Here is a 20201-nt window from a genome sequence, read left to right as displayed (position 1 = left end):
CCGCACGCTGCGCAACCGGATGGCCATCACGATGAACAGGCCGCGCCGGGTGCTTCTGGCACTGGCGCTCTCGTTCGTCGTGGCGGGCGTGCTCTCGCCGATCGTGCCGCAGGCGGCGGGCAAGTCTTACTCGGCGGTCGACGTGGCCCACGCCCTGCTGATCGGCGCCCTCTGCTACACGTGGTGCCGGGCCGACGGACTGGAACGCGGCGTGCTGCCGCCGGGGCGCTCGGCGCTGGTGGCCGGCCTCTTTCCGCTGCTGGGCGTCCCGATCTACTTCTTGCGCACCCGCCCCTTCGCCAAGGCGCTCCTCGCATCCCTGGGCGCCATCGCCTTCCTCGTCGCGTGCACCATGCTGTCCGGCCTCTGCGCCATCGTCACCGCGGCGCTGCTGGGAAAGCCATTACCCGAATGAAGAACACCAGCCCCATCGCGATCCTGAGGCTCGTTTTCGGTGCGGTGGCCGTGGTTCTGTGCGGCGTCGCATGGCTGCTGCACCACAACACGACCTCCTTCATCGCATCGGCCAGCCGCACGCAGGGCGAGGTGATGCGGCTGCTGTATGTCGAGAGTTCCGAGCGCCACGAATCTGGCACCTGGAAGCCGCTGGTGCGCTTCAAGGCGCCTTCGGGCGAGATCATCGAGTTCGCGCCGTCGAGTAGCAGCAGCCCGCCGGCCTATGAAGTCGGCGAAACGGTGAACGTCTTCTTCGATCCGCGGAACCCGCAGGACGCCCGGCTCGACGGCTTCTTCTCGCTGTGGGGCGGCGCAGTCATCACCGGCGGGCTGGGCCTGGTTTTCCTGCTGGTGACGGCGGGGCTGCTCTTCGTGCCTGCGAGCGCACCGGCAAAGCGCCGACGCCCCCGGTAGGACGTTGCCTGACCACCGGAGGGGCTACCCTCCGGCCCCTCGCGCGACTCGACGGGGCGAGCATGAAAGCTCATCGCAACAACGCCCTGGAGACAAACATGTCGCTCTCGTTCATTCTGCTGATCGTCCTGATCCTGCTGCTGATCGGCGCATTGCCAAGCTGGGGCTACAGCCGCGCCTGGGGCTACGGGCCCAGCGGCGGGCTTGGCCTGGTCGTGCTGATCGTGGTGATCCTCGTGCTCATGGGGCGCATATAAGCCTTGCGGCCACGGTGCCCCGAATATGAAAAAGGAGAAGCCCGCGCGAGCGGGCTTTTCTTCGTCCTGCCGTCCGGCAACCCGCAATCAGGCCTGCAGCTGAGCCCAGGCCTTGTCCAGCCGCTTCACGCTCACCGGCTGCGGCGTGCGCAGTTCCTGTGCGAAGAAGCTCACGCGCAGTTCCTCCAGCAGCCAGCGGAATTCGAGCATGCGCTCGTCCACCACGCCCTTGCGCTCGGCCACCAGTCGCCAGTAGCGCTGATCCTGGGGTTTCAGCTCGGCGAGCTTGCTCGCGTCGCGCGCGGCGTCGGCGCGCAGCTTGTCGAGCCGCAGCACGATCGCCTTCAGGTAGCGCGCGAAATGCTGCAGCTGCGTCCACGGCGCATCGGCGATGAAGCGCTTGCCGACGAGGCGCTGCAGCTGCTGGGCAGCATCCTGCACGGCATCGGGCTGGATCTTGGTGTCCTTGATCTTGCGCGCGGCAGCCGCGTACTCGACAAGGATGGTCGATGCGAGCCGCGCCACTTCGTTGGCGATCAGCGTAAGGCGGCCGCGGCCTTCCTCCAGCCTGCGCTTGAATGCGAACTCGTCGGTCGGCAGCGGCTCCTGCAGGAAGGCCCGGTCGATCGCCACGTCGATGATCTGCGTGCGCAGCTCTTCCGAAGTGCCCAGCGGCATGTAGGCCACCGACATCTTCTGCAGGTCGGGAATGTTCTTCTCGAGGTACTTGAGCGCGTCCTTGAGCTGCAGCGCGAACAGGCGGCGCAGGCCGGCGCGATGCTTCGCGGCGGCCACGGCGGGCTCGTCGAACACCTCGATGGTCACGGCGTCGCCTTCGTCGCGCAGCGCCGGAAAGCCGATCAGCGACTGCGAACCGCGACGCACTTCCATCAGTTCGGGCAGTTCGCCGAAGGTCCACGCCGTGTAACGCTGGCCGGCCGGCAGCGCGGCGGCCGCGGGGGCTTCCGGTGCCTTCGCTGAGGACTCCTTCGAGCGATCGTCCGATGCGGTGGCCGCCTTCTTCTCGGGCGAGGCCTTGACGTTCAAGCCGGCCAGCGCCTGGAAGGCTCCGCGCGCCTGGGCCCCTAGTTCGGCCTTCAGTGCACCGAGGTTGCGCCCCATGCCCAGCTGCCGGCCATGCTCGTCGACCACGCGCAGGTTCATGAACAGGTGCGGCGCCAGCATGTCGAGCTTGAAGTCCGCGCGCTTGACGTCGATGCTGGTCATGTCGCGCACGCGCTTGAGCAGCACGTCGGTCAGCGAGCCGGTGCCGAAGAGTTCGGGCACCGACAGCTCTTCCGCCAGCTTCGAGGCCGACTCGGGCAGCGGCACCAGCCGCGAACGCGGGCGCTGCGGCAGGCTCTTGAGCAGCGCCTGGATCTTGTCCTTGAGCATGCCGGTCACCAGCCACTCGCAGCGTTCCTCGCTCACCTGGTTGAGCACGAAGAGCGGCACGCTGACGGTGAGGCCGTCCTTCGCGTCGCCGGGCTCATGCAGGTAGCTCGCGGCGCAATCGACGCCGCCCAGCCGCAGCGTCGGCGGGAACGACTGCGTGGTGATGCCTGCCGCCTGGTGGCGCATGAGCTCGTCGCGCGTCAGGAACAGCAGCCGCGGCTGTTCCTTCGAGGCCTGGCGGTACCAGTTCTCGAAGCTGGTGCCGCTGGCCACGTCCGCGGGCAACTGCGCGTCGTAGAAGGCGAAGATCAGCTCGTCGTCGACCAGCACGTCCTGCCGGCGCGACTTGTGCTCCAGGCCCTCGACCTCGCGCACCAGCTTGCGGTTGGCCTGAAGGAACGGGAACCGGCATTCCCACTGGCCACCGACCAGCGCCTCGCGGATGAAGATCTCGCGCGCGGCAACGGGGTCGACACGCGTGAAGTCCACGCGCCGGCCGCTGTACACCACGAGCCCATAAAGCGTCGCGCGCTCCAGCGCCGAAACCTGCGCGCCCTTCTTCTCCCAATGCGGATCGAGCAGCTGCTTCTTCAGCAGGTGCCCCGCCACCTGTTCGAGCCACTGCGGCTCGATGTTGGCGATGCCGCGCCCGAAGAGCCGCGTGGTCTCGACCAGCTCGGCCGCGACGATCCAGCGCCCGGGCTTCTTCTTCAGGTGGGCGCCGGGGTGCCGGTAGAACTTGATGCCGCGGGCACCGAGGTAGGCCTCGTCGTCCTCCAGCTTCCAGCCGATGTTGCCCAGCAGTCCGGACAGCATCGACATGTGCAGCGCCTCGTAGCCCGCGGGCTCCGCGTTGATGCGCCACTTGTGCTCGGTGACCACGGTGAGCAGCTGCGAATGGATGTCGCGCCATTCGCGCACGCGGCGGATGTTGATGAAGTTCTGCCGCAGCAGTTGCTCGTACTGCCGGTTGCTGAGCTTGTGGGTGTCTCCGTGGCCGCCGCGCGCGTCGGCGATCCACTTCCACAGCCGCAGGTAGCCGCTGAACTCGCTCTTCTCGTCGTCGAACTTCGAGTGCGCCTGGTCGGCCTGCTGCTGCGCGTCCATCGGGCGGTCGCGCACGTCCTGCACGCTGAGGGCCGAGGCGATGATGAGCACTTCTTCGAGCGCGCTGCGCGAGCGGGCTTCGAGAATCATTCGGCCCACGCGCGGGTCCAGTGGCAGCTTCGACAACTCGGCGCCGGTGTGCGTGAGCTCGTTGGCGTCGTCGACCGCGCCCAGCTCGTTGAGCAGCTGGTAGCCGTCGGCGATGGCGCGCGGCGACGGTGCCTCCAGGAACGGGAAGCGTGCCACATCGCCCAGGCGCAGCGACTTCATGCGCAGGATCACGCCCGCCAGCGAGGAGCGAAGGATTTCAGGGTCGGTGAAGCGCGGGCGCCCCTCGAAATCCTTCTCGTCGTAGAGCCGGATGCAGATGCCGTTCGCCACGCGCCCGCAGCGGCCCGCGCGCTGGTTGGCGGCCGCCTGGCTGATCGGCTCGACCAGCAACTGCTCGACCTTGCTGCGGAAGCTGTAGCGCTTGACACGGGCCGTGCCGGTATCGATCACGTAGCGGATGCCCGGCACCGTGAGCGAGGTCTCGGCCACGTTGGTTGCCAGCACGATGCGGCGGCCCGAGTGGCCGTCGAAGATACGGTCCTGCTCGGGGCCCGAGAGCCGTGCGAAAAGCGGCAGCACTTCGGCGCTGCGCAGCAGCGGCTGGTGGCTCAGGTGGCGGCGCAGATGGTCGGCCGCCTCTCGGATCTCGCGCTCGCCGGGCAGGAAGACGAGGATGTCGCCCGCGTTGTGCGGATCGCGCCAGAGCTCGTCTACAGCGTCGGCGATGGCGTCGTTCAGGTCGTGCTCGCGCGATTCCTCGAAGGGGCGATAGCGCTGCTCGACCGGGTAGGTGCGGCCCGAGACGAAGATGGTGGGTGCCGGCCCTTTCGCCGAGGCGAAGTGCTGCGCGAAGCGGTCGGCATCGATGGTGGCCGAGGTGACGATCACCTTCAGGTCGGGCCGCCGCGGCAGGATCTCGCGCAGGTAGCCCAGCAGGAAGTCGATGTTCAGCGAGCGCTCGTGGGCCTCGTCGATGATGAGCGTGTCGTAGGCCTTCAGCAGCGGATCGGTCTGCGTCTCGGCCAGCAGGATGCCGTCGGTCATCAGCTTGACGGAGGCGTCGCGCGAGAGGCGGTCCTGGAAGCGGACCTTGAAGCCGACCACGTCGCCCAGCGGCGTCTTCAGCTCTTCCGCGATGCGCTTGGCCACCGAGCTAGCGGCGATGCGGCGCGGCTGCGTGTGGCCGATGAGCCGGCCCTTGCCCGGCTCGGCATTGAGCTTGCCGCGGCCCAGCGCGAGGGCGATCTTCGGCAGTTGCGTGGTCTTGCCCGAGCCCGTCTCGCCGCAGACGATCACGACCTGGTGCGCCGAGATGGCGGCCATGATCTCGTCGCGCCTGCTCGATACAGGAAGCGATTCGGGGAATTCGATGCGGAGCGGTGTCGTGGTCGTCAAGGGAAAGCAGTCGTCGGGCCGGCGCGGCAGGCAAACCGCCGATTATCGGCGCGCACCGCGCCTGTTGCACGGCATCCACATCGCGCGGTTTGGTTGCAACACGATCCGTAAATAGTCTTTACTCAATTGCAAACCGCCACTACGATCGCGTCCATGTCCTATCGCCTTGCCCCCGTCACCTTGCGCCGTCGCTGCGCAAGCCGTGCGCCCAGTGCGCACGGGCGGGTCAAGTTGCCTCGTCCTGCCTGACCGAAGCTTCGCGCATTGTTCGCGCGCTTCGAAGACAGAAGCGCCGCAACCGACACCCACAGCGTCCCGACTGCCGACTCCTTCATGCCGAAGGAGCGGCGGCCTTTTCGTACCTGTGTACCTGTATGAACGGCTCCAGGAGCCGAAGAAAAAGAAAAACCAGATCATGTCCAAAGACATCCGTTCCCAACTGCATGCCGAGCTCGCCGAACGCACTCGCCATCTGCAAACCGTCGCCGAAGCGCTGAAGACCGAGCTCTTCGGCATCGACGACATCATCGATCGCGTGATCGATTCGCTTCGCGCCTGGTATGTGCTGCCGCAGCTCATCAGCCGCCCCGTCATCGTGTGCCTCTGGGGCCTCACCGGCACCGGCAAGACGCAGCTGGTGCGCAGGCTCGCGCAGCACCTGGGCTTCTACGACCGCTTCATCGAAGTGCAGATGGACGGCTTCAGCCATGGCTCGGGCTATCACAGCCGCGGCTCCATCTCGGCCATGCTGGCCGAGTCGGGCATCGCCGAGGGCATGCCCGGCATCCTGGTGCTGGACGAGTTCCAGCGTTTCCGCACCGTGGAGGGCAACGGCAGCGACGCCAAGGTCGAGCGCTACCAGGACGTGTGGGCTCTGCTGTCCGACGGTCGCCTGCCGCCCGCGCTCTCGATGCTCGGCGAGATCGAGTCCTCGCTCGCGTACGCCGAATACACGCAGGACCGCGACGGCAACGACAAGAACAAGAAGGAAGAAAAGAAGCGCAAGCTGCACCTGTCGCCCTGGGAGGCGCGCGAGGTGAAGCGCTGCCTGAAGCTCTCCGAGACCCTGCTGCAGATCATGGCGTGGAAGCCCGCCGAGGTGCACGCGCGCCTGCGCGCCTTCCGCGACACCCAGCAGAGCTGGGAAACCGACTACAGCAAGCTGCTTGTGTTCGTCTCGGGCAACCTCGACGAGATGTACGCCGAGACGGCGCAGCGCGTAGAGGACTGCGATACCGACGCCGACATCTTCCACGCGCTGACGAAGAAGCTCTCCGTCATCGACGTGAAGAAGGCTCTGGCCGAGCGCTTTCGCCCCGAGCAGATCGCACGCCTTGGCAACAACCACGTGATCTACCCCTCGTTCAACCGCGCGACCTATGTGCGCCTGATCCTGTCGATCTGCGACCGCTACGTGGCCGAGATCCAGGAAAGCTCCGGCGTGCGCTTCGTGCTCGACGCGAGCGTGTACGAGCAGATCTACGCCAACGCCGTATTCCCGGCGCAGGGCACGCGCCCGCTGTTCTCGTCGATCCACGCGATCCTGAGCGCAACGCTGGTCAACGCCGCGCTGTGGGCGCTGGAGCAAGGCGCCAACGGCAGCGAGCCCGTGTGGCTCTCGCTGGACGCGGGCGTGTCGGCCATCACGGCGAAGTACCGCAAGGCGCGCCGCCAGTTTCCGGTGGCACTGGAGCTGAACCGCCTCAAGCAGCGCTCGAGCGAGGACTTCCGCGCCCTGCTCGCCGTGCACGAGGCCGGACACGGCGTGGCCTACGGCCTGCTTTTCGGCCGCGCGCCGCAGGAGATCAAGATCAACGTGGCCTCGTTCGAGGGCGGCTACAACAGCTACGAGCAGCGCAAGGCCTGGTCGAAGGAGAACCTGCGCGACCGCATCTGCGTGAGCCTCGCGGGCCGCGCCGCCGAGCAGCTGGTGTTCGGCGAGCAGGCCTGCACCTCTGGCGCCACGCAGGACTTCATGCAGGCGACGGCCTACGCCGCGCAGTACGTGCGCCACTTCGCCTTCGGCACGCGCCTGAGCCGCACCGACGTGGCGAACGACCCGAACGACAACGTCAACACCGATGTCGACGCGACCAACCCCGAGATCGAGGCACTGCTGGCGCAGGAGCACGAGCGCGCGCTGGCGCTGCTCGAGGCCCACACGCCGGCGCTGATGACGGTGGTCGACGCGCTGCTGCGCGATGGCTCCATCGCGCCGGCCGAGCTGGCCGCGATGCTCGGGCTGCCCGATCCGGCCTCGGGTGCCGCCAGCGCGGCCACCGACGCCTATGCGGCGCTGCTGGCGGGCTTCCGCGCGAATCATGCGGGGCTGCCGCTGCCACCGCCGCCCTCCAGCGGCGGCGGCTCCGTTCCCGCGAGCGCGGCCCGCGTGCTGCGCGCGATCGCCTGATCCGGCCCGGCTCGGGCGAGTCGGGCCGAGTCAGGCAAATGCCCCTTCATGAATGCACAATCACGCCCCATGTCCACCGTCTTCAATTTCACTTTCGTGCCCTGGTTCCGCTCGGTCGCGCCCTACATCCACACGCACCGCGGTAAGACTTTCGTGGTCGGGCTCGCCGGCGAGGCGATCGCGGCGGGCAAGCTGCAGAACATCGCGCAGGACCTGGCGCTGATCCAGAGCATGGGCGTGAAGATCGTGCTGGTGCACGGCTTCCGCCCGCAGGTCAACGAGCAGCTCGCGGCCAAGGGGCACGAGGCGAAGTATTCGCACGGCATCCGCATCACCGACGAGGTGGCGCTCGACTCCGCCCAGGAAGCCGCCGGCCAGCTGCGCTACGAGATCGAGGCCGCCTTCAGCCAGGGCCTGCCGAACACCCCCATGGCGGGCTCCACGGTGCGAGTGATCTCGGGCAACTTCATCACCGCGCGCCCGGTCGGCGTGGTCGACGGGGTGGACTTCAAGCATTCGGGCCTGGTTCGCAAGGTGGACGCGGCCGGCATCCGCCGTACGCTGGACTTCGGCGCCATGGTGCTGATGTCGCCCTTCGGCTTCTCGCCCACGGGCGAGGCCTTCAACCTGACGATGGAAGAAGTCGCCACCAGCGTCGCAATCTCGCTGCAGGCCGACAAGCTGATCTTCCTGACCGAGACTCCCGGCATCCGCATCGACAGCGAACTGCCCGAGAGCGAAGACAACCCCATCGACACCGAGCTGCCGCTGGACGCCGCAGAGAAGCTCCTGGCCTCTCTGCCGCCGCCGCAGAAACCGACCGACACCGCCTTCTACCTGCAGCACTGCGTGAAGGCCTGCAAGGCAGGCGTGGAGCGCAACCACATCCTGCCCTTTGCCCTCGACGGCTCGCTGCTGCTCGAAATCTACGTGCACGACGGCGTCGGCACGATGGTGATCGACGAGAAGCTCGAAAGCCTGCGCGAGGCCTCCGTGGACGACATCGGCGGCATCCTGCAGCTGATCGAGCCCTTCGAGCGCGACGGCACGCTGGTCAAGCGCGACCGCACCGAGATCGAGCGCGATATCCACCAGTACACGGTGGTCGAGCACGACGGCGTGATTTTCGGCTGCGCGGCGCTCTACCCCTACCCCGAGGCGCGCACCGCCGAGATGGCCGCGCTCACGGTGTCGCCGCAATCGCAGTCGCAGGGCGACGGCGAGCGCATCCTCAAGCACATCGAGCACCGCGCCAAGGCCATCGGCCTGGACAGCATCTTCGTGCTCACCACGCGCACCATGCACTGGTTCCTCAAGCGCGGCTTCCAGCAGGTCAACCCCGAGTGGCTGCCCGAGGCGCGCAAGCGCAAGTACAACTGGGACCGCAAGAGCCAGGTGCTGGTCAAGAAGATCTAGTCCCGGCCCCGGAAATCACACACCTAGGAGACTGCCCCGATGACGCTCGCAACCGCCCTGCTTTTCGCCATCGTAGCCTTCGCCGCCATCGCCACGCCCGGGCCGACTGTGCTGCTGGCGCTCAGCAACGGCTCGCGCCATGGCGTGCGCCGCGCGCTGCCGGGCATGCTGGGTGCCGTGCTGTCGGATTTCGTGCTGGTCGGCGCGGTGGCGCTCGGCCTGGGCGCGCTGCTGGCGGCGTCGGAGTTCTGGTTCTCGATGCTGAAATGGGTGGGCGCCATCTATCTGGCCTGGCTGGGCCTGCGCATGCTGCGCTCCAAGGGCGGCTTCCACCTGCCGGCCGCCGACGCGGCGCCGTCGGCCACGGCTGGCGAGAGCCGGCGGATCTTCTTCAAGTCCTTCCTCGTGGCCGTGACCAACCCCAAGGGCTACATCTTCTGCTCGGCGCTGCTGCCGCAGTTCATCGACCCGGCTGCCGCGCAGGCGCCCCAGTACATCGTCATCGCGCTGATCTTCGCGGGCTTGGACATGGCCGTGATGCTGGCCTACGCCTTCGTCGGCGCCCGTGCGATCCGGCTCTTGACCATCTCTGCCACGCGCTGGATCGACCGCGCCTGCGGCGGCATGCTGCTGGCGCTGGCCGGCTCGCTGGCCTTCTATCGCCGCAGCGCGGCCTGACGGTCCCCTGTTCCGCCCCCCTGCAGCCGGCCGCCGCGAGTAGCCGCTTCGCCGGGAGCGGTAACGCCTGTCACCGATAATCCCGGCCATGAATCCCCTGCTTTCCCGGTTGCAACCCTACCCCTTCGAACGGCTGAAGCAGCTGTTCGCGGGCGTCACGCCCAACCCCGAGTTCCCGGCTATCAGCCTGGGCATCGGCGAACCCAAGCACGCCACGCCGGGTTTCATCAAGGACGCGCTGAGCGCCAGCCTCGGCGCGCTGGCCGCCTACCCCGCCACCGCCGGCGAGCTGAAGCTGCGCACCGCCTTCACCGACTGGCTCAAGACCCGCTACAGCCTCGCCCTCGACCCTGCCACGCAGGTGCTGCCCGTCAACGGCTCGCGCGAGGCGCTGTTCTCGCTGGCCCAGACGGTGGTCGACCCGACCGCCTCGCCGCAGCCGGTGGTGCTGTCGCCCAATCCGTTCTATCAGATCTACGAAGGCGCGGCCCTGCTCGCCGGTGCCGAGCCGTACTACGTGCCCAGCGTGCCCTCGCGCAACTTCGCGGTCGACTGGGACAGCGTGCCCGATGATGTCTGGGCCCGCACGCAGCTGGTTTTCGTGTGCTCGCCGGGCAACCCGACCGGCGCGGTGATGGCGCTGGACGAGTGGAAGAAGCTCTTCGCGCTTTCCGACCGCCACGGCTTCGTGATCGCCGCCGACGAGTGCTACAGCGAGATCTACTTCCGCGACGAGCCCCCGCTCAGCGGCCTCGAAGCCTCGGTGAAGCTCGGCCGGCCCGACTTCCGCAACCTGATCGCGCTGACATCGCTGTCCAAGCGCAGCAATGTGCCCGGCCTGCGCAGCGGCTTCGTGGCGGGCGACGCGGCCATCATCAGGAAATTCCTGCTCTATCGCACCTACCACGGCAGCGCCATGAGCGGCGCCGTGGCCGCGGCCAGCATCGCCGCCTGGGGCGACGAGTCGCACGTGGTCGACAACCGCGCCCAGTACCGCGCCAAGTTCGCGGCTGTCACGCCGCTGCTGGAGCCGGTGCTCGACGTGCGACTGCCTGACGCCAGTTTCTACCTGTGGGCCGGCGTGCCCGAAGTGTGGGCTGGCGACGACGAAGCCTTCGCCCGTGCCCTTTACGCTCAATACAATGTGACGGTTCTGCCGGGGAGCTATCTGGCGCGCGAGACGACTTACGGCGCGCACAGCACGAATCCCGGCCGGGGCCGCATCCGCATGGCGCTTGTGGCCGAAACGGCCGAATGCGTGGAGGCCGCACAGCGCATCGTGCGCTTCTGCAAGGACGCCCGCCGCTGATCCGCTTCGCTTTCCTGCTCCCATTTTTCACCCGAGACTCTCCATGACCCAGCAACTGCAACAAATCATCGACGCCGCGTGGGAAGACCGCGCCAACATCTCGGTCGCCGCCTCGCCGGCCGAAGTGCGCGACGCCGTCGAGCACGTCATCACCGAACTCAACAACGGCAAGCTGCGCGTGGCCACCCGCGAAGGCGTGGGCAAGTGGACCGTGCACCAGTGGATCAAGAAGGCCGTGCTTCTGTCGTTCCGCCTCAAGGACAACGAGCAGATGCAGGCCGGCTCGCTCGGCTTCTACGACAAGGTGCCCACCAAGTTCTCGCACCTGTCGGCCAACGAGTTGAAGGACTCGGGCGTGCGCATCGTGCCGCCGGCCGTGGCCCGCCGCGGCAGCTTCATCGCCAAGGGCGCGATCCTGATGCCCTCGTACGTGAACATCGGCGCCTACGTGGGCGAAGGCTCCATGGTCGACACCTGGGCCACCGTGGGTTCGTGCGCGCAGGTCGGTGCCAACGTGCACCTGTCGGGCGGCGTGGGCCTGGGCGGCGTGCTCGAGCCCCTGCAGGCCAACCCGACCATCATCGAGGACAACTGCTTCATCGGCGCGCGCTCCGAAGTCGTGGAAGGCGTGATCGTCGAAGAGAACTCCGTGCTCGGCATGGGCGTGTACATCGGCCAGAGCACCCCGATCTTCAACCGCGACACCGGCGAGATCTCCTACGGCCGCGTTCCGAGCGGCAGCGTGGTCATCAGCGGCAACCTGCCCAAGAAGACCAAGTCGGGCCAGGACTACAGCACCTACGCCGCGATCATCGTGAAGACGGTCGACGCGCAGACTCGCTCGAAGACCAGTCTGAACGACCTCCTGCGCGACTGATAACTCCCCGCCGGCCCCTCTTCCGGGGCCGGTTTTCTTCAGAGTCCCAGAGAAAACAACAGCACCCGAGGAGAGAGACCGATGAACATGATGGAACGGCTTCTTCGTCTGATGGCCGAGCGCAAGGCATCCGACATCTATCTCTCGGCCCACTCGCCGGTGCTGATCCGCATCAACGGCATCTGCCTGCCCGTCAACGCGCAGGTGCTGCCGCCCACGGCGCCGCTGGCGCTGCTGTCCGAGGTGGTGCCCGCCGCGCGCATCCAGGAGCTGGAAAGCACGGGCGAGCTCAACATGGCCGTGCACCTCGAAGACACCGGCAACTACCGCGTGAGCGCCATGCGCCAGCGCGGCACCTACGCGGTGGTGGTGCGGCACATCGCCTCCACCATTCCGAGCTTCGCCGAGCTGAACCTGCCCGACATCCTGAAGACGCTCATCATGGAACGCCGCGGGCTGATCCTGATGGTCGGCGCCACCGGCGCGGGCAAGACCACCACGCTGGCCTCGATGCTCGACTACCGCAACGAGCACGCCAGCGGCCACATTCTCACGGTCGAGGAGCCGATCGAGTTCACCTACACCAACAAGAAGTCGGTGGTGAACCAGCGCGACGTGGGCAGCGACACCACCTCGCTGCAGACGGCGCTGAAGAACGCGCTGCGCCAGGCACCCGACGTGATCCAGATCGGCGAAATCCGCGACCGCGACACCATGTCCGCCGCCATCGCCTATGCGCAGTCGGGCCACCTGTGCGTGGCCACGCTGCACGCCAACAACAGCTACCGCGCGCTGAACCGCATCCTGAGCTTCTACCCCGTCGAGGTGCGCCCCACCCTGCTGGGCGACCTGGGCGGCGCGCTGCGCGCCATCGTTTCGCAGCGCCTGCTGCGCACGCCGACCGGCGCCCGCGTGCCGGCGCTCGAGGTCATGCTCAACACCGCGCTGGTGGCCGAACTGATCGAGAAGGGCGACTTCTCCGGTGTGAAGGAGGCCATGGAAAAGTCGATGGCCGAAGGCTCGCAGACCTTCGAGGAAGACATCGCCCGCCTCATCACCGAGGAGCGCGTGACCCGCGAAGAAGGCCTGTCGCAGGCCGACTCCCCCACCAACCTCATGTGGCGCCTGCAGAACCGCGCGGCGCCCAAGCAGCAGGTCGACGACCGCAACCTGACCGACCAGGTCGACGAACCCACTTTCACCGACATCACGCTAGACGTGAAGTTCTGAACCCAGCCTTTTCCCGATGTCCCGTACGCTCCAGCTCGCCGAACAACTCATCTCGCGCCCTTCCGTCACCCCCGACGACGCGGGCTGCCAGCAGATCCTCGGCGAGCGGCTGGCGAAACTGGGCTTCACGCTGGAGACCATCGAGAGCGGCCCGGCCGACTTCCGGGTGACCAACCTGTGGGCAGTGCGCCGTCCCGCGGACGCCAAGGCCGCCACGAAGACGCTGGTGTTCGCCGGCCACACGGACGTGGTGCCCACCGGCCCCGTCGAGCAGTGGACCAGCCACCCTTTCACGCCCACGCACCGCGACGGCAAGCTCTACGGCCGCGGCGCCTGCGACATGAAGACCTCGGTCGCGGCCTTCGTCACCTCCATCGAAGACTTCCTGCAGGAGCAGCCCGATCCGAAGCTCACTCTGGCCCTGCTGCTCACGAGCGATGAGGAGGGCCCCGGCGTCGATGGCACCGTGGTCGTCTGCAATGCGCTGGCCGCGCGCGGCGAAACCATCGACTACTGCATCGTCGGCGAGCCCACCGCGGTGGAGCGCTGCGGCGACATGATCAAGAACGGCCGCCGCGGCACCATGAGCGGCAAGCTCACGGTCAAGGGCGTGCAGGGCCACATCGCCTATCCGCACCTGGCGAAGAACCCGGTGCACGCGGTGGCGCCCGCGCTGGCCGAGCTGGTTGCCATCAACGCCGCCGGCGGCTGGGACGGGGCGAGCAACCCGTACTTCCAGCCGACCAGCTGGCAGATCAGCAATTTCCATTCGGGCACCGGCGCGAGCAACGTTATTCCGGGCAGCGCGGTGATCGACTTCAACTTCCGCTTCTCGACCGAATCCACGCCCGAGTCGCTGCAGCAGCGCGTGCACGCCGTGCTCGACGCGCACAAGGTCGACTACACGCTCGCCTGGACCATCGGCGGCCTGCCCTTTTTGACCACGCCGGGCGAACTGGTCACTGCCGTGCAGGACGCGATCCGCGAAGAGACCGGCATCGAGACCGAGCTGTCGACCAGCGGCGGCACCAGCGACGCGCGCTTCATCGCCAAGATCTGCAGGCAGGTGGTCGAGCTGGGCCCGGTGAACGCCAGCATCCACAAGATCGACGAGCACATCGACGTGGCCGAGATCGAGACGCTGAAGAACCTCTACCTGCGCACCATCAGGCGGCTGGACGTCGCGCTCGCCGGATGAGCACCGTCATCGAACTCATCGAGTCGGGCGCGAAGCGGCTGGAAGAAGCCGGCGTGGCCTTCGGCCATGGCACCGCCAACGCCTTCGACGAGGCCGCCTGGCTGGTCTTGTGGCGCCTGAAGCTGCCACTGGACGACCTCGACGGCGTGGCCGACAAGCCCGTCTCGCCTGCGGACGCCGGCAAGGTGGCCGCGCTCATCGACGAACGTATCTCGACGCGCAAGCCCGCCGCCTACCTCACGAAGGAAGCCTGGCTGCAGGGCGTGCCCTTCTACGTGGACGAACGCGCCATCGTGCCGCGCAGCTTCATCGCCGAGCTGATCGCCGACGGGACCATCGACTACTGGCTGGGCGAACACACGCAGCGCGTGCTCGACCTGTGCACCGGCAACGGCAGCCTCGCGGTGCTGGCGGCGCTCACCTACCCGGAAGTGACGGTGGACGCGGCCGACCTGTCGGTCGAGGCCCTGGAGGTCGCGGCCATCAACGTCACCCGCCACGAGCTGGATGCGCGCGTCAGGCTGGTCGAGTCCGATGGGCTGAAGAACCTGCCCGGTCCGTACGACCTCGTGCTGTGCAACCCGCCCTACGTGAACAGCGCCAGCATGGCCGCCCTGCCCGCCGAATACCGCGCCGAGCCCGAGCTTGCGCTGGCCGGCGGCACCGACGGCATGGATTTCGTGCGCCAGCTGTTCGCCGATGCGCCCTCGCGAATGAGCGAGCGTGCGGTGCTGGTGCTGGAGATCGGCAACGAGCGCGAATACTTCGAGGCGGCCTTCCCGCAGCTCGAAGTCTTCTGGCTCGAAACCTCGGCGGGCGAGGACCAGGTCCTGCTGGTGACGCGCGACGCCCTGGTGGCCGGCGCCGGCGCGCGTTAGCTGCGCCCGCCCCAGCCCCTTCAGCCGCTTTCCCGCAGCCATTGGCTGCGAAACCCCATTCACCGGGCCATTTCCCGCGCCTTCCTGCGCAATTCCCCGCGCCTTTGCCCCTTTTTCCGGGGCCCGAAGGGCCGGGCGGGATAATCTCCCCTACGGTTCCTCTTTCATGATCACTCTCAAGAACGTCATTCTTCGCCGCAGCGCCAAGGTCCTGCTCGACGGCGCCACCGTCACCCTCAACCCCGGCGAGAAGGTCGGGCTGGTGGGCCGCAACGGCGCCGGCAAGTCGACCCTGTTCGCCCTGCTCAACGGCTCGCTGCACGAAGACGGCGGCGATTTCTCCATTCCGAAGCAGTGGCGCATGGCCCAGGTGGCGCAGAACATGCCCGAAACCGAGGATTCGGCCACCGACTTCGTGGTGGGCGGCGACACCCGCCTGACCGAGCTGCGCGAGAAGCTGGCCGCCATCGAGGCCGCCTACGCCGAGAACCCGGACGACGCCGACATCGGCATGGAGCTGGCCCACGCCTACACCGACCTGGCCGACGCCGGCGAGCACGACGCCGTGCCGCGCGCCCAGGCCCTCATCCTCGGCCTGGGCTTCAAGACGCACGAGCTCGACGCGCCCGTCAACAGCTTCTCGGGCGGCTGGCGCATGCGCCTGCAGCTGGCCCGCGCGCTGATGTGCCCGAGCGACCTGCTGCTGCTCGACGAACCCACCAACCACCTGGACCTGGACGCGCTGGTGTGGCTCGAAGCCTGGCTGCAGAAGTACCCGGGCACCATGATCGTCATCAGCCACGACCGCGAGTTCCTCGATGCCGTGACCGACGTCACCCTGCACATCGCCAACGCCCAGCTCACGCGCTACGGCGGCAACTACAGCAAGTTCGAGGACATGCGCGCGCTGCAGATGGAGCAGCAGCAGCAGGCCTTCGCCAAGCAGCAGGACAAGATCGCCCACCTGCAGAAGTTCATCGACCGCTTCAAGGCCAAGGCCAGCAAGGCCAAGCAGGCGCAGAGCCGGGTCAAGGCGCTGGAGCGCATGGAGCGCGTGGCGCCGCTGCTGGCCGAGGCTGATTTCAGCTTCGAGTTCAAGGAGCCGGGCAACATCCCGAACCCGATGCTGTCGATCAGCAACGCGAGCTTCGGCTACGTCGTCGAAGACGATGAGCCCAAGACCATCCTGCGCGGCGTCAACCGCTCGGTGCTGGCGGGGCAGCGCATCGGCATCCTGGGCGCCAATGGCCAGGGCAAGTCGACGCTGGTGAAGACCATCGCGCGCGAGATGGGCGCGCTGGCGGGCCAGGTCACCGAGGGCAAGGGCCTGAACATCGGCTACTTCGCGCAGCAGGAACTCGACGTGCTGCACCCCGAGAGCAATCCGCTGGAGCACATGGTGCGGCTGGCACGCGAGCTCGGCGGCAACGCCAAGGAGCCCAGCGGCGAGCAGGCCCTGCGCGGCTACCTGGGCAGCTTCAACTTCAGCGGCGACATGGTCAAGCAGCCCGTGGGCACCATGAGCGGCGGCGAGAAGGCCCGCCTCGTGCTCGCGATGATGGTGTGGCAGCGCCCCAACCTGCTGCTGCTCGACGAGCCGACCAACCACCTCGACCTCGCCACCCGCGAGGCGCTGGCCGTGGCGCTCAACGAGTTCGAAGGCACGCTGATGCTCGTGAGCCACGACCGCGCGCTGCTGCGCTCGGTGTGCGACGAATTCTGGCTGGTGGGCCGCGGCGTGGTCGGCGACTTCGACGGCGACCTCGACGACTACCAGCGCTACCTGCTAGACGAATCCAAGCGCCTGCGCGAGGAGGCCAAGGTGGCGGTGCGCGAAGCCGAGGCCGCCGCGGCTCCGGCGGCCGCTCCCGCAGCCGCCCCGCAGCAACGCAAGCAGGACGCCCAGGAACGCCAGCAGCGCAGCGACCAGGCCAAGCCGATCAAGCGCGAGATCGCCCAGATCGACGAACGCCTGGCCAAGGCCGGCACCGAGCGCACCGAGCTGGAGGCGCGCCTTGCCCAGCCGCTGCCGCCGGCCGAGATCGCCGAGGCCGGCAAGCGGCTGAAGGCGCTCAGCGACGAAATCGGCCGCCTCGAGGAGCGCTGGCTGGCCCTCTCGGACCAGCTGGAAGCCCTGGCGGCCTGAACTGCAACGCCAAGCAAAAGGGGAGTCACCGGATGCCGTCAACCATCGAACTGGCCCGGGGTGACGAAAAGCTCATCGCCGCCATTCACCGCAGCCGCCGCCTCATCAGCCGCAAGGCGCTGATGGCCGCGGCGGCCAGCGCGGTTCCCCTGCCCGGCCTCGACTGGATGGCCGACGCCGCGCTGCTCTCCCGGCTGGTGCCGCAGATCAGCGCGGAATTCGGCCTCTCGGTCACGCAAGTCGAGAAGCTCGCGCCGCACCAGCGCGAGCGCATCCAGAAGGCCGCGACCACGGTGGGTGCGCTGCTGGTCGGAAAGCTGGTCACGCGCGACCTGCTGATCCGGCTCGCGAAGCACGCCGGCGTGCGCCTCACCGCCAAGCAGGCGACCAAGTACGTGCCCATCGCCGGCCAGATGGTGTCGGCCGCGCTCGGCTACGCGGCGCTGCGCGCCCTGGGCGAGCAGCACATCAAGGACTGCGTGCGCGTCAGTACCACCCTCGCTCTCGCGCCGCCCGAACCGCACGCGAGCGCCTGAGCGCCTCGCGGTCGAACAGCACCTGCGCCGCCCACGCCGCGCACACCAGCCCGAAGCAGCCGCCGCCCGCGATGGCCGGATGCGCCCGAGTCAGCCCGAAGACCAGCCCCGCGAGGGACAGCAGCGCCAGCAGCACGCACAGCGCGCGGTCGAGCCGGATGCCCGGCGGCAATGGTCGGCGCACCGCGCGCTCATCGTTTTCTTGCCGGCTGGCGAAAGGCCTCCGGTCCGGGCTTCAGGGCTTCTTCCTTCACGCGTTGCTCGTAAGCTGCGACCAGCGCGACGTAGTGCCGCGACATCACATCGGCCACCCGCCCGAGGCCGATCTTGCTGACTGTCGGCTGCGGAATGCCCGTTCTCTGTTCGATCTGCTTCTGCGTGAGGCCCATGGCCCGCAGCGCCATGACCAACTCCCGTGGCTTCATGCTTTCCTCCCTTTTTTAACTATTCTAGAGTTTGGGTTGAATATTCGTTTGGGCTTAAATCCCCATCCGATGGACAGCATTGCCAAACGCGCCCTGGCCGCGCGCAAATTCGCCAAGATGACGCAGAAGCAGGCCGAAGCGGTCTCGGGCGTCAAGCAATCCAGCATTTCCAAGATCGAACGTGGAGACGTCACCCGCTCCATGAGCGTGCTGGCCCTGGCGCGTGCCTACCGCGCCGATCCGAACTGGCTCGATACCGGCGACGGCCCCGCTCCCTGGGACGAAGACCAGATCCGCCAGGCCCGCGACCGGGCCAACGAGCCGCCGGGCCCCTACCGGGTGATGCACACGCCGCCGTCGATTCCCAGCTTCAACCCGCGCACGCCCGGCACCGTGCCGCTCATTTCCTGGGCGGACGCCGCCAACTGGGACAGCCACGAGATCTCGCAGCAGCCGCACGCCGAGCGCTGGATTCCCTGCATCGCCCACCACAGCCTGCAGAGCTACGCGCTGCGCGTGCGCGGAGACAGCATGACCTCGGCCAGCGGCCTGCTGAAGAGCTACCCGCCCGGCTGCATCGTGTTCGTCGACACCGCGCTGCGCAAGCCCGACGACGGCGAACGCATCATCGCGAAGCTCGACGACAGCGACGAGGTCACCTTCAAGGTGTTCAAGCAGGACGACGGCCGCCGCTGGCTGCTGCCGTTGAACCCGAATCACGAGCCGGTGCGCACACCGTTCACCGTGCTGGGCACCGTCGTCGGCAAGTGGGAAGACGAAGACTGATTGATTGCCTGATCGATCGACCGACCAACCGGCTGGTCGATTCATCGATCAAACGTTTGATTGATCGGCAAAGGCCGGAAGAAGAAAAATGAGCCAGGAATTAGCCTGGAACAGGATTTCAGCGAGGTCAGGTTGCGTGCAGGTTCAGAGGCGATATTCATGGCTCTCCCTGTGGCCTGCATCCTCTGATCCTCCCTCCTCCAGCAGGTCACCTTCAAGCCCGCCTTGTGCGGGCTTTTTTTTGCCTGTTGCTCGCCTCGCCCCGCAGGCTTCGCGCACTCCGTGCCACTTCGCCGCCCCGGGGCAATACCGGTGGCCCGGCAAAGCCGGTTCCACGGTATTTCTAAAAGGGGCACCGCCCCTGACGGCTTACTTGGGCAGCAGCACCTTGTTGACCACGTGGATCACGCCGTTCGACTGGTAGACGTTGGGAATCGTCACCGTGGCCGTGCCGCCCTTTTCGTCGGTGACGGTGATCTTCCCGCCCTTCTCCTTGGCCACGAGCACGCCGCCGGCAACGGTCTTCAGTTCGGCCGAGCCCTTGCCGGCCTTGATTTCCTTCTTCAGCGCGGCCGCATCGAGCTTGCCCGCCACCACGTGGTAGGTCAGCACGCCGGTCAGGGCGTCCTTGCTCTCGGGCTTGAGCAGGGTGTCGACGGTGCCGGCCGGCAATGCGGCGAAGGCTTCGTTGGTCGGAGCGAACACGGTGAACGGACCCGGGCCCTTGAGGGTGTCGACGAGGCCCGCTGCCTTGACTGCTGCAACGAGCGTGGTGTGGTCCTTCGAATTGACTGCGTTGTCGATGATGTCCTTGGTCGGCAGCATCGGCGCACCGCCCACCATAACCGAAGCCGCAAGGGCCGAGACCGCTCCGGCGGACAGTGCGATGGCGAGGGAAACGGCGGCGATGCGATGAAGTTTGCGTTGCATGTGGATGCTCCTGGTTGAATGAACGACCGCTGCGAAATGGCGGCGGCTGTCCTCAGTACGGGAGCCCTCATGGAACAGATTCGGCGGTGGCGAAAGAAAAGACGACGTGCCGCAGGCCTGCGCATTTCGCACCCCGTTCATGCGTTTCGCGCCGTGTAATACCAATTTCGTCGCAACCGCCTCGCCGCGTGGGGCGGCGGCCACGAGACTTCAGGAAAGTCAGGCAGCCCGGGCGTTCCGGGTGTACAACCGCTGCCCCATGCCAAATCAAGAAAACAATGCGTTGGAGGATCACCCCGGTTCGTCG

Annotated in this window: 19 protein-coding genes; 15 read left to right on the top strand and 4 right to left on the bottom strand. The window is 67.4% G+C overall.

Annotated elements, in window-relative coordinates:
- Positions 1 to 19: 19 nt before the first annotated feature.
- The 3 genes from SFB74_RS15740 to SFB74_RS15730 all read left to right on the top strand — a co-directional run bounded on the left by SFB74_RS15740 (position 20) and on the right by SFB74_RS15730 (position 1127).
- Positions 20 to 415, top strand: coding sequence for a rard protein (locus SFB74_RS15740; RefSeq protein WP_432731714.1), 396 nt, complete (start codon positions 20 to 22; stop codon positions 413 to 415).
- Positions 412 to 870, top strand: a complete 459-nt coding sequence (locus SFB74_RS15735) for a DUF3592 domain-containing protein (RefSeq protein WP_432731713.1) — start codon at positions 412 to 414, stop codon at positions 868 to 870. Before SFB74_RS15740 ends, SFB74_RS15735 begins: the two co-directional genes overlap by 4 nt.
- A 98-nt stretch (positions 871 to 968) precedes the next feature.
- Complete coding sequence (locus tag SFB74_RS15730) at positions 969 to 1127, top strand: DUF3309 family protein (protein WP_093195340.1); 159 nt, start codon at positions 969 to 971, stop codon at positions 1125 to 1127.
- Between the two features lie 87 nt (positions 1128 to 1214).
- Here the strand turns inward: SFB74_RS15730 and hrpA are convergent, their stop codons facing one another.
- Positions 1215 to 5003, bottom strand: a complete 3789-nt coding sequence (hrpA, locus tag SFB74_RS15725) for an ATP-dependent RNA helicase HrpA (protein WP_432731712.1) — start codon at positions 5001 to 5003, stop codon at positions 1215 to 1217.
- Here hrpA and SFB74_RS15720 point away from each other — a divergent pair.
- From SFB74_RS15720 to SFB74_RS15670, 11 genes are all read left to right on the top strand, one after another.
- Positions 4993 to 5190 (top strand): hypothetical protein, encoded by a 198-nt coding sequence (locus SFB74_RS15720; protein WP_432731711.1) that lies wholly within the window; start codon positions 4993 to 4995, stop codon positions 5188 to 5190. The two genes, hrpA and SFB74_RS15720, sit on opposite strands and share 11 nt — an antisense overlap.
- 300 nt (positions 5191 to 5490) lie before the next feature.
- A complete protein-coding gene (locus SFB74_RS15715) occupies positions 5491 to 7485 on the top strand; it encodes an AAA family ATPase (protein WP_432731710.1) in 1995 nt (664 codons plus the stop codon).
- A 69-nt stretch (positions 7486 to 7554) separates the two neighbouring features.
- On the top strand, positions 7555 to 8901 hold the full coding sequence (gene argA, locus SFB74_RS15710) for an amino-acid N-acetyltransferase (protein WP_432731709.1): 1347 nt from the start codon (positions 7555 to 7557) through the stop codon (positions 8899 to 8901).
- 39 nt (positions 8902 to 8940) lie between these two features.
- Positions 8941 to 9579 (top strand): LysE family translocator, encoded by a 639-nt coding sequence (locus SFB74_RS15705; protein ID WP_432731708.1) that lies wholly within the window; start codon positions 8941 to 8943, stop codon positions 9577 to 9579.
- Positions 9580 to 9667: 88 nt separating this feature from the next.
- Complete coding sequence (dapC, locus tag SFB74_RS15700) at positions 9668 to 10888, top strand: succinyldiaminopimelate transaminase (RefSeq protein ID WP_432731707.1); 1221 nt, start codon at positions 9668 to 9670, stop codon at positions 10886 to 10888.
- Between the two features lie 43 nt (positions 10889 to 10931).
- Positions 10932 to 11765 carry a 2,3,4,5-tetrahydropyridine-2,6-dicarboxylate N-succinyltransferase gene (dapD, locus tag SFB74_RS15695; protein ID WP_125950812.1) on the top strand — a complete coding sequence of 278 codons (834 nt, stop codon included), beginning with the start codon at positions 10932 to 10934 and terminating at the stop codon, positions 11763 to 11765.
- Between the two features lie 81 nt (positions 11766 to 11846).
- A complete protein-coding gene (locus SFB74_RS15690; RefSeq protein WP_432731706.1) occupies positions 11847 to 12995 on the top strand; it encodes a PilT/PilU family type 4a pilus ATPase in 1149 nt (382 codons plus the stop codon).
- A 16-nt stretch (positions 12996 to 13011) separates the two neighbouring features.
- The gene (gene dapE, locus SFB74_RS15685) at positions 13012 to 14193 is read left to right on the top strand and encodes a succinyl-diaminopimelate desuccinylase (protein WP_432731705.1); all 1182 of its coding nucleotides are present in this window, start codon (positions 13012 to 13014) and stop codon (positions 14191 to 14193) included.
- Positions 14190 to 15071 (top strand): 50S ribosomal protein L3 N(5)-glutamine methyltransferase, encoded by an 882-nt coding sequence (gene prmB / locus SFB74_RS15680; RefSeq protein WP_432731704.1) that lies wholly within the window; start codon positions 14190 to 14192, stop codon positions 15069 to 15071. The genes dapE and prmB overlap by 4 nt, the downstream gene beginning before the upstream one ends.
- A 166-nt stretch (positions 15072 to 15237) precedes the next feature.
- On the top strand, positions 15238 to 17217 hold the full coding sequence (locus SFB74_RS15675) for an ABC-F family ATP-binding cassette domain-containing protein (RefSeq protein WP_432731703.1): 1980 nt from the start codon (positions 15238 to 15240) through the stop codon (positions 17215 to 17217).
- A 32-nt stretch (positions 17218 to 17249) separates the two neighbouring features.
- A complete protein-coding gene (locus SFB74_RS15670) occupies positions 17250 to 17753 on the top strand; it encodes a hypothetical protein (RefSeq protein ID WP_432731702.1) in 504 nt (167 codons plus the stop codon).
- On the opposite strand, the gene SFB74_RS15665 is transcribed toward SFB74_RS15670, so the two are convergent.
- Together SFB74_RS15665 and SFB74_RS15660 are read right to left on the bottom strand one after the other, a co-directional pair.
- Positions 17704 to 17937, bottom strand: coding sequence for a hypothetical protein (locus SFB74_RS15665; RefSeq protein WP_432731701.1), 234 nt, complete (start codon positions 17935 to 17937; stop codon positions 17704 to 17706). The two genes, SFB74_RS15670 and SFB74_RS15665, sit on opposite strands and share 50 nt — an antisense overlap.
- Before the next feature lie 7 nt (positions 17938 to 17944).
- The gene (locus SFB74_RS15660) at positions 17945 to 18157 is read right to left on the bottom strand and encodes a transcriptional regulator (RefSeq protein WP_432731700.1); all 213 of its coding nucleotides are present in this window, start codon (positions 18155 to 18157) and stop codon (positions 17945 to 17947) included.
- 90 nt (positions 18158 to 18247) lie between these two features.
- Here SFB74_RS15660 and SFB74_RS15655 point away from each other — a divergent pair, with 90 nt between their 5' ends.
- Positions 18248 to 18964: a helix-turn-helix domain-containing protein gene (locus tag SFB74_RS15655; RefSeq protein WP_432731699.1), complete on the top strand. Its 717-nt coding sequence runs from the start codon at positions 18248 to 18250 to the stop codon at positions 18962 to 18964.
- Between the two features lie 369 nt (positions 18965 to 19333).
- Here SFB74_RS15655 and SFB74_RS15650 read toward each other — a convergent pair whose 3' ends face one another.
- Positions 19334 to 19894, bottom strand: coding sequence for a fasciclin domain-containing protein (locus tag SFB74_RS15650; protein ID WP_432731698.1), 561 nt, complete (start codon positions 19892 to 19894; stop codon positions 19334 to 19336).
- Positions 19895 to 20201: the final 307 nt, after the last annotated feature.

The sequence above is a fragment of the Variovorax xiamenensis genome (genome assembly GCF_050916385.1).
In the GTDB taxonomy this organism is placed as follows: domain Bacteria; phylum Pseudomonadota; class Gammaproteobacteria; order Burkholderiales; family Burkholderiaceae_C; genus Variovorax.
This window is presented reverse-complemented; position numbering and strand designations above follow the sequence as displayed.